The organism is Novosphingobium kaempferiae, assembly GCF_021227995.1.
Lineage (GTDB): Bacteria > Pseudomonadota > Alphaproteobacteria > Sphingomonadales > Sphingomonadaceae > Novosphingobium > Novosphingobium kaempferiae.
Genome location: NZ_CP089301.1, coordinates 2,093,686 through 2,109,262, shown reverse-complemented (window position 1 = coordinate 2,109,262; position 15,577 = coordinate 2,093,686). Strand labels below are relative to the sequence as shown.

At 66.7% G+C, this 15,577-nt stretch carries 14 protein-coding genes; 7 read left to right on the top strand and 7 right to left on the bottom strand.

Features of this window, described 5'->3' with window-relative positions; genetic code table 11:
• Nucleotides 1-16: 16 nt before the first annotated feature.
• From LO787_RS26100 to LO787_RS09670, 4 genes are all read left to right on the top strand, one after another.
• The gene (locus LO787_RS26100) at nucleotides 17-700 is read left to right on the top strand and encodes an MFS transporter (protein ID WP_255700862.1); all 684 of its coding nucleotides are present in this window, start codon (nucleotides 17-19) and stop codon (nucleotides 698-700) included.
• Between the two features lie 11 nt (nucleotides 701-711).
• A complete protein-coding gene (locus tag LO787_RS09680; protein WP_232495621.1) occupies nucleotides 712-2,325 on the top strand; it encodes a GMC family oxidoreductase in 1,614 nt (537 codons plus the stop codon).
• 179 nt (nucleotides 2,326-2,504) lie between these two features.
• Nucleotides 2,505-3,533: a LacI family DNA-binding transcriptional regulator gene (locus tag LO787_RS09675; protein ID WP_232495620.1), complete on the top strand. Its 1,029-nt coding sequence runs from the start codon at nucleotides 2,505-2,507 to the stop codon at nucleotides 3,531-3,533.
• Between the two features lie 255 nt (nucleotides 3,534-3,788).
• Nucleotides 3,789-4,640, top strand: a complete 852-nt coding sequence (locus tag LO787_RS09670) for a TauD/TfdA dioxygenase family protein (RefSeq protein ID WP_232495619.1) — start codon at nucleotides 3,789-3,791, stop codon at nucleotides 4,638-4,640.
• Nucleotides 4,641-4,798: 158 nt separating this feature from the next.
• Here LO787_RS09670 and LO787_RS09665 read toward each other — a convergent pair whose 3' ends face one another.
• From LO787_RS09665 to LO787_RS09655, 4 genes are all read right to left on the bottom strand, one after another.
• Entirely contained in the window at nucleotides 4,799-6,022 is a 1,224-nt protein-coding gene (locus tag LO787_RS09665; protein ID WP_232495618.1) for an MFS transporter, read from the bottom strand.
• A gap of 67 nt (nucleotides 6,023-6,089) precedes the next feature.
• A complete protein-coding gene (locus LO787_RS26095) occupies nucleotides 6,090-6,212 on the bottom strand; it encodes a hypothetical protein (RefSeq protein ID WP_255700861.1) in 123 nt (40 codons plus the stop codon).
• On the bottom strand, nucleotides 6,209-6,847 hold the full coding sequence (locus tag LO787_RS09660; RefSeq protein ID WP_232495617.1) for a cysteine hydrolase family protein: 639 nt from the start codon (nucleotides 6,845-6,847) through the stop codon (nucleotides 6,209-6,211). Before LO787_RS09660 ends, LO787_RS26095 begins: the two co-directional genes overlap by 4 nt.
• Nucleotides 6,840-7,970: an LLM class flavin-dependent oxidoreductase gene (locus tag LO787_RS09655; RefSeq protein WP_232495616.1), complete on the bottom strand. Its 1,131-nt coding sequence runs from the start codon at nucleotides 7,968-7,970 to the stop codon at nucleotides 6,840-6,842. Before LO787_RS09655 ends, LO787_RS09660 begins: the two co-directional genes overlap by 8 nt.
• Before the next feature lie 182 nt (nucleotides 7,971-8,152).
• On the opposite strand from LO787_RS09655, the gene LO787_RS09650 reads away from it, so the two are divergent.
• Nucleotides 8,153-8,974 carry an oxidoreductase gene (locus LO787_RS09650; RefSeq protein WP_232495615.1) on the top strand — a complete coding sequence of 274 codons (822 nt, stop codon included), beginning with the start codon at nucleotides 8,153-8,155 and terminating at the stop codon, nucleotides 8,972-8,974.
• Between the two features lie 278 nt (nucleotides 8,975-9,252).
• Nucleotides 9,253-9,771, top strand: a complete 519-nt coding sequence (locus tag LO787_RS09645; RefSeq protein WP_232495614.1) for an energy transducer TonB family protein — start codon at nucleotides 9,253-9,255, stop codon at nucleotides 9,769-9,771.
• A 149-nt stretch (nucleotides 9,772-9,920) separates the two neighbouring features.
• On the opposite strand, the gene LO787_RS09640 is transcribed toward LO787_RS09645, so the two are convergent.
• The 3 genes from LO787_RS09640 to LO787_RS09630 form a co-directional block, all read right to left on the bottom strand.
• The gene (locus LO787_RS09640) at nucleotides 9,921-12,227 is read right to left on the bottom strand and encodes an acetamidase/formamidase family protein (RefSeq protein ID WP_232495613.1); all 2,307 of its coding nucleotides are present in this window, start codon (nucleotides 12,225-12,227) and stop codon (nucleotides 9,921-9,923) included.
• A gap of 195 nt (nucleotides 12,228-12,422) precedes the next feature.
• Complete coding sequence (locus LO787_RS09635) at nucleotides 12,423-13,610, bottom strand: aromatic ring-hydroxylating oxygenase subunit alpha (RefSeq protein ID WP_232495612.1); 1,188 nt, start codon at nucleotides 13,608-13,610, stop codon at nucleotides 12,423-12,425.
• A 101-nt stretch (nucleotides 13,611-13,711) separates the two neighbouring features.
• Nucleotides 13,712-14,197, bottom strand: a complete 486-nt coding sequence (locus tag LO787_RS09630) for a VOC family protein (RefSeq protein ID WP_232495611.1) — start codon at nucleotides 14,195-14,197, stop codon at nucleotides 13,712-13,714.
• Nucleotides 14,198-14,393: 196 nt separating this feature from the next.
• On the opposite strand from LO787_RS09630, the gene LO787_RS09625 reads away from it, so the two are divergent.
• Complete coding sequence (locus tag LO787_RS09625; protein ID WP_232495610.1) at nucleotides 14,394-15,485, top strand: acetamidase/formamidase family protein; 1,092 nt, start codon at nucleotides 14,394-14,396, stop codon at nucleotides 15,483-15,485.
• Nucleotides 15,486-15,577 lie beyond the last annotated feature (92 nt).

The following is a 15,577-nucleotide window of genomic DNA, read 5'->3' as shown; positions in this document are numbered from 1 at the left end:
GAACACGCGCGAGCGGGTGGAGGTCGATCATTCCGTCGCAAAGCTGACCACCGCGCAGTCGCTTCAGGCCACGCGCGGCAACTGGCCGTGGATCGCGACGATGCTGGTCAACTTCTTCTTCTGGATCGGCTTTACTGGCCATATCCAGTCGTTCGTCTACTTCGCGCAGAACGTGCTGGGCGATGCCGAATTCACCTCCACGCTGATGCTGACGATGCTTGCGGTGCTGGTCGGCACCGGCCTTGCGGGCGTCTGCGCCAATGCCATCGGCAAGCGCATGACGGGCGCCATCGGCGCCGTCGTCGCCACCGTATTCACCGCGATAATGCCATTGTCGAACGACCATACCTGGCTGATCGCGACCAACTGCATCGCCTACATCGGGCAAGGCCTGATCGGCGGCCTGCTGTTCTCGCTGATGGCCGATGCGGTGGACTACGGCGCGTGGAAGTCCGGCTATCGCGCGCAGGGCTTCCTCTTCGCCGCCTCAAGCTTCGGCGTGAAGCTGGGCATGAGCGTGGGCGGAGCGGCAGGCGCGTGGTTCCTCAGCCTTGCCGCCTATGACGCCAAGGCCCCGGTCACGCCCGAAGTCGTCACCGCCGTCATGGCCGGGCACGTCTGGCTGCCTGCCGCAAGCTACGTGGCGATGGGCCTTTCGCTCATCCTGTTCCGCTTCCTCCCCGCTTACAAGAACGCCTGAGACCCCATAAGATGCGCACCCAGTTCGACTACATCATCGTCGGTGCCGGTTCGGCCGGCTGCGTCCTTGCCGAGCGCCTGAGCGCGGACGGTTCCAAGCAGGTTCTGCTGCTGGAGGCGGGCGGCCGGAACGAGGAACTGATGGTCCGCATGCCGCGCGGCATGATCAAGATCTGGACCAAGCCCAAGTGGTACTGGCCGTTCCCCGCCGAGCAGCAGGGCGAACGTCCCGCCGGGGAGACGTGGTTCTACGGCAAGGGCCTTGGCGGATCGAGTGCGGTCAACGGCACCTGGTACTTCCGTGGCCAGCCGCGCGATTACGATGCATGGGCGGCGCGGGGCAACGCGGGCTGGAACTGGGCCGAGATCGAGCGCTGCTATCAGGAACTCGAAGACTATCACGGCAAGAGCTACGGCAAGCGCGGCCGCCGTGGTCCGCTTGAGGTGACGACGGTGCCGCAGGGCGATCCGGTCATGACCGGCGCGATCCTGAGCGCCGCGCGCGAGGCGGGCATCCCGGTGCTCGACGACGTGAACACGCCGGGCACGCAGGTCGCCGGGCCGACGCAGCAGACGGTGGACCCGCGCGGCAACCGCGTGACCGCCTATACCGCGTTCCTGAAGACGGCGGCCAAGCGGCCCAACCTCACCATCCACACCGGTGCGCTGGTGCGCCGCGTGACGTTCGAGGGCAGGCAGGCGACCGGCGTTCTGGTCGACATCGGGGGCGAGCAGGTGGCCTTCACCGCCGGGCGCACGATCCTGACCGCAGGCGTGCTACAGAGCCCCAAGCTGCTCCAGCTTTCGGGCATCGGCCCGGCGGACGTGCTCGCCCGTCACGGCATCGACGTGGTGCATGAGAACCGCCATGTCGGGCGCAACATGAACGAGCACATGATGGTCGCGCTGTCATGGCGGCTCAAGAAGGCGCGCGGGCTCAACCACGAGTTCCGGGGCTGGCGCGCCTACTGGCATGGCCTGCGCTACATCCTGACCGGCAAGGGGCTCATGGCCTCGCTGCTGCCCGAGGTCTCGATCATGGCCTCGCTCGAATCCGATGCCGACTGGCCGGACCTGCAGCTTGGCATCTCGCCTTATTCGATGGCGGCGTCGGAAGACGACAAGCCCGAGGCCGGGCGTGGCCAGACCGAGGCGGTTCCGGGCATCACCGCGACCGCGTTCTGCCTGCGCCCGAACAGCCACGGCTACGTCGAACTGGCGAGCACCGACCCCGCCGCGCCGCCGCGTCTGGTACCCAACTGGTTCGCTGCGCCGGAGGACCGCACCACCATCCTGCGCGCCATCCGCAAGGTGCGCGAGATCATGGCCCAGCCCTCGATCGCGCCCTTCATCGGCGAGGAAACCGTGCCCGGCCCCTCGGTACAGAGCGACGCCGAGATACAGCAGGCGGTGAACTGGATGGTCTCCACCGGCCTCCACGGGACGGGGACGTGCCGCATGGGATCGGCGGAGGAGGGCGTCGTCGATGCCGGGCTCCGGGTCCACGGCGTCTCCGGCCTCTACGTTGCGGACTGCTCGGCGATGCCCACGGCAATCTCGGGCAATACCAACGGTCCGGCGATGGCGTTCGCATGGCGGGCGGCGGAGATCATCGCGGCGGAGTAAGGCCGCACCTCGTCATTGCGAGCGCAGCGAAGCAATCCAGCGGCGCGGGTCGTCGTGGATTGCTTCGCTGCGCTCGCAATGACGAATGGGCTGAACCGAGGTGGCCGCAGGATTGCAATTTTGTAATCGCCGCAACGCCGCTTGCTCCGCCCTGCGTGCCTATGTAACGTTTACATACAATGGCCAACATCAAGGACATCGCCCGCGTCGCGGGAGTATCGGTCGCCACCGTCTCGCGGGCGCTCAGCACACCCTCGCTGGTGCGCCCCGCCACGATCGAGCGGATCGAGGCGGCCATCGCCGACCTCAATTACGAGCCCAACCACCTGGCCGCAGGCCTGCGCCGTCAGCGCAGCGACAACGTGATCGTCGCGGTGCCCAGCATCTACAACCCGTTCACCTCCGCCTTCGTCGAGGGGATCGAGAACGTGGCGCGCGCCAACAAGATGCGCGTCCTGCTCGGCATCACCGAAGGCGATCCCGAGACGCTGAACAAGTACACCTCGATGATCGCGGGCAAGCAGGCCGACGGGCTGATCCTGCTCGAAAAGAACCTCCCCGACATCGTGCTGAGACCCCCGGCCAAGAGCAAGCTGCCGCCGATGGTAGCCGCCTGCGAATATCCGCCGGACCTCGACCTGCCGCGCGTGCGCACCGACAACCATGAGGCGAGCGCGCTGATCGTCGGCCATCTTGCCGAGCTTGGCCACCAGCGCATCGCCGCGATCACCGGGCCGCTCGACCAGTTCATGTCGAAGGACCGCCTGTCCGGCTACAAGCTGGGCCTGCTGCGTGCGCGGATCGAGTTCGACGAGGCGATCATCGCCCACGGCGATTTCTCGCTCCAGTCCGGCTACGACGCGATGGTGCGCCTGCTCGATGGCGGGGCGGACTTCACCGCCGTCGCCTGCGCCAACGACGAGATGGCGATGGGCGCGCTCAGCGCGCTCCAGCAGCGCGGCATTTCGGTGCCGGACGAGATGTCGGTCGCCGGTTTCGACGACTTGCGCTTCGGCGCCTTCGCGATTCCGCCGCTGACCACGGTTCACATTCCCACGGTGGAGATCGGCGAGGCGGCGATGCGGCTGATGCTGGACTCGCTGCTCCAGCAGGACCGCGAGGGGCCGGCACGCGAAGTCGTGCTGCCGCACCGCCTGATCGTGCGCCAGTCCACCGCCGCGCCGAGGAAGCGCAAGCGCAAGGCGTAATTCCTCCCCGAGACAAGCTCGGGGAGGGGGCCCGCCGCGAAGCGGTGGTGGAGGGGGAGAACCTCGCGCCATTCCCCCTCCGTCAGCCCTGACGGGCTGCCACCTCCCCGAGACAAGCTCGGGGAGGAATTAGGCACCGTCCAGACGAAAGGCGCTCTCGCTCAAGAGTGCGCGCGCCACGCGCGTAAGATCGGGCTCGATTGAACCCGTGGCAATTCGGTGCGAACCTCGCGCCGTCAACGACAGGAGCGTGGGATGGAAGTGGCGGTGCAGGCGAAGCCGGAGGCGGAGAGCAAATACGAGCTGCTCACGATCGAGCGGCTCAACCCCACGATCGGCGCGTATGTCAGCGGCGTCGACCTGACGCAGCCTTATGGCGAGGATGTGGCCGAGGAACTGCGCATGGCGCTGGCCGACCACCTCGTGATCTTCCTGCGCGACCAGCCGCTCGATTTCGACGCGCATCGCCGTCTCGCGGCGGTGTTCGGAGAGGCGCACGTCGCGCCCAGCACGAAGCCGTGGCGCGTGCCGGGCTACGACGAGATCACGAAGATGCACGCTGACGAGAACTCGACCTATGTCGCGGGCGAGGACTGGCACTCGGACATGAGCTGCGATCCGGAGCCGCCGATGGGCTCGATCCTCTATCTCCACACGATCCCGCCGCTGGGCGGCGACACCGTGTTCTCCAACATGTACGCCGCGTGGGATGCGCTGTCCGACCGGATGAAGGCGCATCTGGAAGGGCTGACCGCCGTGCATGACGGCGTGAAGGCGTTCGGCGACATCGTGCCCGAGGGCATGGAACTGCCGCGCACCTCGCACCCGATCGCGCGCGTCCATCCGGTGACGGGCCGCAAGGCGCTCTACGTCAACCGGGGCTACACGACGAAGATCAACGGGCTCGCGGAGCGGGAGAGCGAGGCGCTGCTGACCTTCCTGTTCGAGCATGTGCAGAGCCCGATGTTCCAGTGCCGCTTCACCTGGAGCCCGCACGCCATCGCCGTGTGGGACAACCGTTGCGGCCAGCACATGGCGATCTGGGACTACTTCCCGCAGGTCCGTTCGGGCTATCGCATCCAGGTGAAGGGCGAGCGTCCGGTCTGATCCGGGGCTGAGGTTGAAGGAAAAAGGGGCCGGGAGCGTGATGCTCCCAGCCCCTTTTTCGCTTAACCCCGTTCGTCATTGCGAGCGTAGCGAAGCAATCCACGGTCGGCCCGTTCCACTGGATTGCTTCGCTACGCTCGCAATGACGAAACTCCGAACTACTCTGCCGCGACCACTGGCACTTCCACCGCCTCACCGCGCTCGCCCGGCTTGCGCAGGATGGCGACGGCGAGGAACAGCACCGCGCTCACCACCGCGAGGGCGAGGAATATCCCCGCGAAGCTGCCCGTCCGGTCCTTGATCGCGCCGCCCAGCACCGGGCCGACTGCGGCGGTGGTCGAGACCGCCATCATGATCGAGTACAGTTCCAGCGAGGCGCGCTGGCCGAAGTAGGACTGCAGCAGCATCACCGTGCTGACGTAGCTGAAGCCCAGCCCCGCGCCGAACGCGACCATCCACAGCACGACCGAGAGGGGCCCGTCGCTGAGCGCCAGCGTGGCAGCGGAGACGCCGAGGCAGCCGAGCGAGAACATCGTCAGCGTGCGCGCCGAGGTCTTCTCCCCCGCGATGCCCGCCAGCGCCGATCCCACCGCGCAGACCAGCGCCGAGAGGCTGATGAGCTGCGATGCGCGGTCGGCGGCGATGCCGTGCTCCATCAGGTGCTGGTACGCGAAGCTGTGCGTCGTGGTGTTGATGGCAAGGCAGGCGGTATAGGCGAAGACCACCACCCAGAACTGAGGGGTCGCCAGCGCGCGGCGCACGGTCCATTCCGCCGGGGCGCCGGGCGCGGGGGCCTGTTCCTCCGGCGCGCCGATGTGCAGGCGGCTGGCGGTGAGGGTGCAGAAGCCGCCGACCACGACCGAGGCGATGGCGAAGAGCAACCAGTAGAACCGCCAGTCGAACCCGGCCGACTGCGTGCCGTACCACAGCAGCGGCCCGGCGACGGCGCCGAGGTTGCCGATGGTGAAGTAGAGCCCCAGCACCGTCGACCGGCGCCTGAAGCTGCTCGACAGCACATGGACGGCGGGCACGGTGCCGCAGAAGCAGTAGCCGATGCCCAGCAGCGTCGTGCCGAGGTAATACGTCCCCACCCCCTGCGAGGTGTAGAGCAGCCCGAAGGCGAGGAACAGCAGCACCGTCCCCGTCAGCAGCGTGCGCCCCACCCCCAGCTTGCGAATGGTGAAGGCGGGCGCGAGGCTGACGATCCCGCAGGCCGTGCCGAGCAGGGTGAAGCCGAAGCCCGCCTGCGCCCACGACATGCCGAACGCCTCCACCATCGAAGGCAGCACCATGCCGAGCGAGTTGAACGACCCCGCCGAGAGCAGGAAGTACATCAGGCACAGCGCCTGGAGCACGATATAGACGAGCAGACGGGTGTTCATGCTTCGGATCCCTCTCGGGAGATGCCCCTTGGGCGCGAGCCTTCGGGGCGTGTGGACGTAGCGGCGTTCACGACGCCTGCAACGGGTTGTGCCTCTCCACGCCGGCGATGATGGCACTGCCGGAGTTCGCGGTCGAGAGGGAGTTGTGCATCAGGCGATCATCGCGCGTGTTCAGATCGGGCACGTTCATGGCGTCCAGGCCTTCACCACCGCCGCGCTCGTCACCAGCAGCGAGGTGTGCTGGTTGAGCGCGCTGAGCGAATGGGTGTGCAGGTCCGGGTCGAAGGCGGCGCAGGCGTCGGACACCACGAACGTATGGAAATCGCGGTGGAAGGCGTCGCGCGTGGTGGAATCGACGCAGCAGTCGGTGGTGAGGCCGGTCATCACCAGCGTGTCGATCCCGCGTGCGCGCAGCTGCTGCTCGAAATCGGTGCCGTGGAAGCTGGAGTAGGCGAGCTTCGACACCTCGATGTCGCCGGGTTCGGGCGCGACGCGGTAGTAGTCCTCCCCGCCCGAGCCGATGCGGCAGATGCCCTCGCTGCCCGGCGTGCCGCGCCGGACCATCCAGGTCCTGAGCGCGTTGGAGTCGGTCTCGGGCCGCGTCATCACCCGCATGAAGCCCACCGTCGCCCCGGCGTTACGGGCGGCGGCGATCAGTTCCTCGATGCGGTCGATGGCGGTTTCGGCGGGGCTCATGTCGGTGCCGAAGCGGCCGATCAGCCCCTCGGGCGAGGCGAAGTCCACCTGCACGTCCACCACGATGAGCGCGGTGCGCGCGGGCGCGATCATCTCGCCCGGTTCGTCGACGTGCGGGAGATCAGCCATGGGCGGCCTCGGCCATCTGGGCCGGGAACCGCTCGCGCAGGACCGGCAGCACCTTCTCGCCGAAGATCGGGAGCGAGGCGTGATAGTCCGGGAAGATCAGCATGAGCCCGTCGAGCGAGGTCTTCTCGAAGATCTCGGACAGGCGCGCGATCACCGTCTCCGGCGTGCCCAGCACATGCGGGGTCATGAAAGTGGAGCGGGCCTTCTGGGTGAAGGCGTTCTCCTTGCCGATCTCGGCGTCGAGGAAGCCGTAGGCGCGCATCATGCCGTGGAGCGCGCCTTCGTCGAACCCGGCGCGGAAGTGGGCGGCGGTTTCCTCTGCCGCCGCGTCGGTCTCGCCGAAGACGACGGTCATCATCGAATAGGTGCGGATCTTCGCGCCGTGCTCCGCCGCGCCCGCCTTGGCGTCGGCGCTGGCCTTCGCCAGTTCATCGACGTTGCCGCCCGACAGGAACAGCGCGTCCATCTCGTTCGCGGTGAAGGCGATGCCGACCTTCGACGTGCCCGCGCAGACGAGGAACGGCGGGGTCGATGGCTTGGGGTTCGACATGCAGTCTTCGAGGGTGAAGTACTTGCCCTCCATCGACACCGAGTCCTCTGTCCACAGCGCCTTGATGGCCTGGATCCACTCGGTCGCGAGGACATAACGCTCGTCATGGTCGACGCCCTCGGGCCAGGCGCCCATCTGCGAGAATTCGCCCTTGTACGATCCGGTGACGACGTTCAGCCCCGCGCGCCCGTGGCTGATCTGGTCGAGCGTGGCGATCATCTTGGCGGTGACGGCGGGGTTCTGGAGGATGGTGTGGACGGTGGCCCAGACCTTCACCCGGCTCGTCGCCTGCGCCAGCCCCGCCATCATCATCGGCGAGTCCAGCGAAGCGTTCCAGTGCTTCGTCTCGCCGCCGTAGCCGCGGTACTTGGCCATCGCCATGATGAAGTCGAGGCCGATCTCCTCGGCCAGCTGCGCGGCCTTGAGGTTGTAGTCGTAGGAGCCGTCGAGCGCGGGGGCGTTCTTCGACAGGATCCAGCCGCCGTTCGCCATCGGCATGAAGATGCCGAGGTCGCGCCCGCCGGTGTCGGAGGGGAGGCCGAAGCTGGCCGGTCTCGGTTGGCTCTGGATCATGTCTTGCCTGTCCCTGAAGTTCTGGCGCGAGGTTAGGATGGGGTGCCGCGTGGTTCTTGTCACCCTGCGCCCGCCCTGTTGTCGCCGGTCAAGGTGCCAGACAACAACGGGTGCGCGCGGGGTATAGATGCGCGGTGTGGGACGGGCTAGGCCCGCCGCAAATCCGCGAAGGGGAGACAGACATGAGCAACTGGTTCATCACCGGCGTCAGCACCGGCCTTGGCCGCGCGATCGCTTCGGCGGCGCTGGAGGCGGGGCATACCGTCGTCGGCACGGTGCGCAATCCCGACGCCGTCGCCGCTTTCGAGGCGCTGGGCGAGGGGGCCATCGGCATGGTGCTCGACGTGACCGACGCCGAGGCCGTGAAGGCCGTGGTCGATGCGGCGGAGGCGCGGACCGGGGGGCTCGACGTCATCGTGAACAACGCTGGGCTCGGCTACACCGGCGCTATCGAGGAGACGCCGATCGCGGATGCCAAGGCGCTGTTCGAGGTCAACGTCTGGGGCGCGCTGGCGGTGATCCAGGCGGCGCTGCCGTATCTGCGCGCGCGCAAGGCGGGACACATCGTCAACGTCGGCTCGATCAGCGGGCTGGCGTGCTGGAACGGCACCGGCATCTACGGCGCCACCAAGTTCGCGCTCGACTGCATCGGGCGCACGCTGGCGCAGGAGGTCAATCCGCTGGGAATCAGGGTGACGAACGTCGCGCCCGGCGGCATGCGCACCGAGTTCGCCGCATCGCGCCTGCTGGGGGCGGAGCCGACCATCGCCGACTATGCGGAGACGGCCCACGTCGCGCGCACCGTGCTCACCGGCCACCATGGCGAGGAGCCGAGCGACCCGGCGAAGATTGCGCAGGCGATCCTCACCGCCGTCGCCGCCGACGAGCCGCCGCTGGTGCTGCTGCTCGGCACCGATGCGCTCGGCTATGCGGAACGCGAGTTCGCGATGCTGCAGGGGCAGGTAGACGGGTGGAAGCACCTGACGACAGGCGTTGGGGCATAGTTCCACCGACCCCTGAACTGTCGCAGCCAAATCTATAATCGCGTTCCCAATTCCACGTGCGACGCGGTACATCCATCTACCGAACCGGTCACATAACGGGTTAAATTTCCCGTTATGTGACCCAGTTTACGCAGTGCCGATAGCAATATGTCCTAATAAACCCTCGCTGGTCGCGCAATAAACGAGTCGATTTCTTTCAGATCAAGCAAAGTTGCGTCGTGCATCCTGTATATTGCTTGCTTGGGTTTCGATGTGTGGCGCTTCGGGAGGGTGTTCCAATGAACAGGCTCAGAATGATTGCCTGTGCCGTTGCCGTGTTTGCCGTCGTCGGTGGAGCCGGTGGCGGACGGGCGCAGGACGATACCGATACGCTTTCCGTCATCGCGCCGCCGAACGTCGAGACATGGTCCAAGACCGTGTTCCGCCAGTTCGAGCGCAAGATGCGATATCCCATGCCGCTGGCCGGCGCGCCCATGAGCGAGGGCATCGTCGCGGTGAAGTTCGCCTGCAGCGAGAACGGCCAGCCAAGTGCCGTGCGGCTCTACGAGACATCCGGCCATCGCGATCTCGACAAGGCCACGATGCGCGCGGTCGAGCGGATCGCCACGCTTCATCCGCTGCCGCGCGGCGTTTCGGACGATCAGCAGTACGTCGTGCGCGTGCTCTTCGCGTCCTCGGAGAACTATGCGCGCAACAAGATGAAGGAACTGCGGGCGGACGCCGCGCGGCAGAACGCCTGGGTCGGGCGCAGCGGCACGACGACCGCGATGGTGGAGATCCTGCCCGTCGGTGGGTGAGTAAGGTGACAATTCCTCCCCGAGCTTGTCTCGGGGAGGTGGCAGTCGCGCAGCGACTGACGGAGGGGGAATTTCCCGAACTCTCCCCCTCCACCACCCGCTCCGCGGGCGGTCCCCCTCCCCGAGCAAGCTCGGGGAGGAATTTCGAACTACGCCGCGAAGAGGCTTTTTCTTATCACCGCGTGGACGCCCCAGTTGCCATTAGCGACCTGGCTGATGCCGAAGTCCACGCCCACCGACAGCAGCGAGATCGCCTCGTCCTCGCTCAGGTCGCGCAGCGTCATCAGGAAGCGCCGCGCCTTGCGGAAGGCGTCGCGCATGGCGGCGTCGATGGAGCTTTGCTTGTAGACCTCGCTTTGCGCATTGGCGCCCAGATCCTTGAGGTATTCCGGGCTGGAGAAGCCCAGGATCACCCATTCGTCCTTCGTCTCGATCATCGGATAGTCGATGTCGCGGATGTACTTGCGGCTGGTCTTGGCGGGGTGGAGGATGACCTGGATCACCGCCGTCATCGAGCATTCGATGGCCGTGCCGCACAGTTCGCTGTCACCCTGGCTGGCATGGGGATCGCCCATCGAGAGCAGGCCGCCCGGAACGCCCACCGGCAGGAAGCAACTGGACCCGGCGCCGAGCCGCCAGTTGTCGATGTTGCCGCCGAAGTTGGCGGGTGGGACAGAATCGATCAGTTCGGAATGCGCTGGCGCCAGTGCGATCACGCCGAAGTGCGGGCGCACGGGGATCGTCACGTCGCGCAGCACGTCGAAATTGCGGGTGATGCTTTCGGGATCGACCGGCACGCCGGGATAGTCGTAGCGCTCGTGGACCACGCCCGAAGGGTCGGTCTGCGGGGTCCAGCGGTACGAATAGACCGCCTGGGCGGTGGCGCGGCCGGGTTCGTTGTCGATCTCGTAGATCGTGATGACCTCGCGCTGCTTGGGCTCGGTCAGGAGGTCGTTGTAGTGGTAGCCCCAGTAGGCCGCGACATTCGAGCCGAAGGCGCGGCCCGCGAAGCGCGGGTTCTGGCTGGGGCGGTTCTCCATGTCGAGGATGCGCACTTCGATCACGTCGCCGGGGCGCGCGCCCTCGACCGCGATCGGCCCGGTGCAGATGTGGACGCCGAAGCCCTCGCCGGGGCCGCGCCCGAGGGCGGAAGCGTCGAAGGGACCGGCGCCGCGCCGTTCCACCGCCTTGCCCTCGGCGGTCCAGTGGAACACCGCCTCCGCGCCCGCATCGCCCTCGATCATGCGTTCGGCATCGTCGTTGGCGTGGTGCGTCAGCGTCTCGATCGTGACGTAGTCGCCCGAGCGGATCTCCAGCGCCGGTTGCAGGGACCGGCTGAAGTAGCCCCAGTGGATCGTGTCGGGCCGCGCGGGCAGGAAGTGGTGGCGGCGCGATTTCGCGGCATCGTCGAGGCTGGGCAGGCCCGCCAGCACGCTTGCGGGCTCGCGGTTGTCCATGCGCACGTCCCGCGCCTTTTCCGGACGGCCGCGGCGCGGGGTCTCGGCGGGCGAGGTCGCGATCTCGGGCGACTTGCGATACTCGCGCGGGCTCATCCCGTACTGCTCGCGGAAGGCGCGGGAGAACGAGGCGCTGTCGTTGAAGCCCCACTGGAACAGGATTTCCGAGATCGAGCGCTGCGCGTGGAGCGGGCTGCCGAGGTCGAGGCGGCAGCGCTCCAGCCTGCGCAGCTTTACGTAATGCCCGAAGCTCTCGCCATGGCTCTCGAACAGCTTTTGCAGGTAGCGCGGCGAGATGTTGTGCTCGGCGGCGATCTGGTGGGTGTTGAGGTTGGGGTCCGACAGCCGCATCTCGATCGACTGGAACACCCGCTCCAGGATCGCGGCCCGCCCGCCCGCCGCGCCGCCGAGCTGCTTGGCGGGGGCGCGGTCGAGCAGGGTGGCGGCGATCATCTCTGGCAGGGCGAGTTCGACCGGGCGGATCTGGTCGTCCGAGACGTCGAGGATGGTGTCGGCCACGGTGCGCAGCAGGCTCGACATCATGCGGCCCACGGCGGTGTCGGCGATCAGGTCGCTGATCTCGGTCGGCAGCTGCGAGCGGGATTTGAGCGCCGGAAGGCTGTGCGGCACCTTGACGATGAGCAGGCGGAAATCGCCCTCCATGGCGATCCGGCAGCGGGTGTCGCCACCGCCGTAGACCATGTCGCCCTCGCCGATCTCGACCTCGCGGTCTCCGCTGCTGGCGGCGATGCGGCCTTCGAGCAGGAGGACGAGCCAGAAGCAGCGCGCCTCCTGCCGGAAGTCGAGGGTCATCGCCTGCGCCGTGCCGGTGCAGCGGACGAACTGGATCTTCTGTCCGCTGGTGAAGCTGACGAGGTCTCCGTAGATATCCTCGTTCTCGGACTCCAGCTCCAGCGACACGCGCTGCAATGCGAAACGCCAGGCCTGCAATCGCTGGTCGTGCGGATAGGCATTGGTGGTCAAGCGCACGCCGGTCATGCCGGTAAATTCCTTCTTGGCGGCCCAGCCGGTCGACGCCGCGCGCCGCCGGAATTTCCCCGTTTCTCGTCATTGCGAGCGAAGCGAAGCAATCCAGGGCCGCCTGGGACTGCCCTGGATTGCTTCGCTTCGCTCGCAATGACGAAGAGGGTCATGGCATGAGCCTATCCGACAGTTTCCAATCCCGCCAGACGCCTATGCCAACCTTTTGTGTGCGCTGCGGTAACGATGGACCAGCCACTTGTTGAACTGGCCCTGCGCGCCTTCCTGCCACGAATAGCGGCCGCGCGGGGCGAAGCGGGATCGCAGACCCTCCTGCACCAGTTCGTCGACGTGGAAATCCTGCGCGATGATATGCGCGGTGGCGCGCATGTTCATGTCCAGCTTGTGCTCGAAATTGGGATCCTTCATCGCGCCCGGCGCGAACAGCAGGCCGGTGTCCATCTCCAGCGATTCCGGGCCGTCGGGCCGCAGGATCAGGTAGATCACCATGTCGCTCATCATGATGAGGCTGAGCGAGGGCGGGACGTTGGCGAAGGTCATCCGGTTGCGCATCGCGTCGGACAGGCCGGGGAAGATCGGCAGCACCGCGCGCTGGGTGGCGTTGAAGCTGGCGTCGGGGTGCAGCGTGCCGTTGAAGCGCAGGAACCCGGCGTCCTCGGGTTCGGAATGCGGGAACTCCGCCTTGCCGGACGGCACGAAGTCATGCAGCGGCCCGGCGTGAAGGCGGCTGGCGTGGTAGCCGTCGTTGTTGTTCTCGAACATGACCTTCCAGTTCCACGGCAGCTTCGCCGCCGGGTCCGGGCGCGGGCCTTCCGCGCTGGCAAGGTCGTAGCCCGCGATCGCCTCGGCCACGCCGGTCAGGCGGGGTGCGAGGGGCGCGGCGTTCTCGTCGAAGTTGATGAAGATAAAGCCGTTCCAGATCTCGACCGCGAAGCGCGGCAGGCTGTTGGCCTTGCGGTCGAAATTGCAGGTCTTGTTCATCGCCGGAGCGGCGACCAGCGTGCCGTCGAGCGAGTAGCTCCAGTGGTGGTACGGGCACAGGAACCCGCGCGCCGAACCGCTCCCCTCGGCCACCAGCATCGCGCGGTGCTGGCACACCGCCGACATCGCGCGCACTTCGCCCTGCAGGTTGCGCGAGACGATGATGGGCTCGTTGATGGTGCGGGTGGTGAAGAAATCGCCGGGGTTCGGAACCCAGTCCTCCCGCCCGACGCACTGCCACTCGGCATAGTAGAGCGCGTCCTTCTCGAACTCGTAGAAGTCTTTCGACGTGTAGCACGAAGGCGGCAGCGTGACCGCATCCTCGAGCGCCACCGCCGATGCGGAGAGGGAATCGATGAAGGCGTCTGTCATCGTCGTTACCGGAGTCGATGCGGGCATGGTCTGACCATCCTGAGTGCTGTCATGTACGCGCTAGGTGCCGTTCAGTGCATTTGTGCATGCGGCACCCGCGAAGGCAATATTGCATTTGCGAGAAAGGCTTACTCGCGCGTGTAATCCTCTGGAATCCTTGGCGGATCTCCGGCCTTGCCCCAGAGCAGGATCTCGTTGCCCCAGGGATCGCGGAAGCAGTGGTTGAGGCCGTTGAAGGTGCCCCAGAAGTGGTTGCGCCACAGCACCGTCGCGCCCCGCTCCTCGGCGGCGGAGAGGATGCGCTCGGGGGTATCGTCGTCGCTGATGAGTACCCAGATGCGCGGTTTTCTGCCCTCCGTGGAGATGGCGCGCGGCTCGACGCCCTCGGCATCGGGGTGCGGGCGGGCGTTGGCGGGGTCGAAGATCCCGACATGCAGGTTGCCGATCTGGCTGTCCGAACCGTCGGGATTCGGGAACATGCCGCCGGGCACCATGCGGTGATAGACCCCCTCGGGCTTGTGATCGTCGCGCCAGCCGAAGACTTCGGCGTAGAAACGCCCCGCGGCGGCCGGATCGTCGGCCGGCAGGTCTACGAAGATGAGCGTGTTGGGCATGCCTTGGGGTTCCTTCTCGTGTGCCCAAGGTCTGCGCCAAGTACGCCCGCGGCTCTTGGCGGCAGGCGTCCGGTTTGTTGACGGGCGGGACGACATGTTGATCGCGCCAAGTTCCAGTGCGCTGAGGGCCAAGACCCTTTTTCGCCCTCAGGGGAAGGTGAAGCCGACGAACCTCCACACCAACAAGGGGCACTGCATGGCTTCGGTCACCACTCTGACATCGGCGAAGGCGGAGACGCGGCCTTCGGCGATCTGGCATCTCAAGGCCACGCCGGAGACCATTCACTGGGGCTACTTCTCGCCCGAGATCAAGCCGGCGCTGACGATCAAGAGCGGCGATCTGGTCCATGCCGAGGCGATCACCCACCACGCCGGAGACGCGCCCGACCTGATGTTCGACGAGGGCGTGGAGCGCATCTTCCGCGAGGTCGATCCGTCCACCCGCGCGCCCGGCGTCCACATCATGACTGGCCCGATCTACATCGAGGATGCGGAGCCGGGCGACATGATCGAGGTGCGCTATCTCCAGATGCGGCCGCGCAACAACTACGGATCGAACCTCGCGGCGAACTGGGGGCATCTGTATGAGGAGTTCGGCAAGAAGGAGCGGGTGACGATCTACGAGCTGGACCCCAGCGCCAACACCGCCCATGCCCTATATGCCTATGATTTCCCCGGCGAATACCTCGTTCCCGGCACCATCACCAACTGCCCGGTGTGCGACCGTCACCCGGCGCTGCCCGGCATCACCATCCCGGCGCGCCCGCATCTAGGCACTGCGGGCGTGGCGCCTGCGGTCGACGCGCCGGTCTCGACCATTCCGCCGGGGCTGCATGGCGGCAACATCGACAACTGGCGCATCGGCGCGGGCTCCACGATGTTCTACAAGTGCCAGGTCAAGGGCGGCCTGTTCTCCATCGGCGACCCCCACGTCAGCCAGGGCGACGGCGAGATCAGCGGCACCGCGATCGAGGCTTCGCTCGACTGCCTGTTCCAGATAATCCTGCGCAAGGACTTCTCGTTTCCTTCGCCGCTGCTGGAAACGCCCGAGAACTGGATCGTCCACGGCTTCGGCAAGGATCTCGACCAGGCGATGAAGAACTGTTCGATGGACATGCTCCACCTGCTTCACGAGCAGCAGGGGCTGAGCAAGGAGGACGCCTATTCGCTGATGAGCGTGGCTGCCGACTTCGGCGTGACGCAGGTGGTGGACGGCACGCTGGGCGTGCACGCGCGGATCGAACGCCGCATCTTCCCGAGCAAGGGCACCGTCATCGACCCGACCTGACAAGTTCACCCTCACTCCTGACGGAGGGAGACTTCATGGCCCGGTTCCTTGCGGGGAGTCGGGCCTTTTTTTGTGCTTTCGTCATTGCGAGC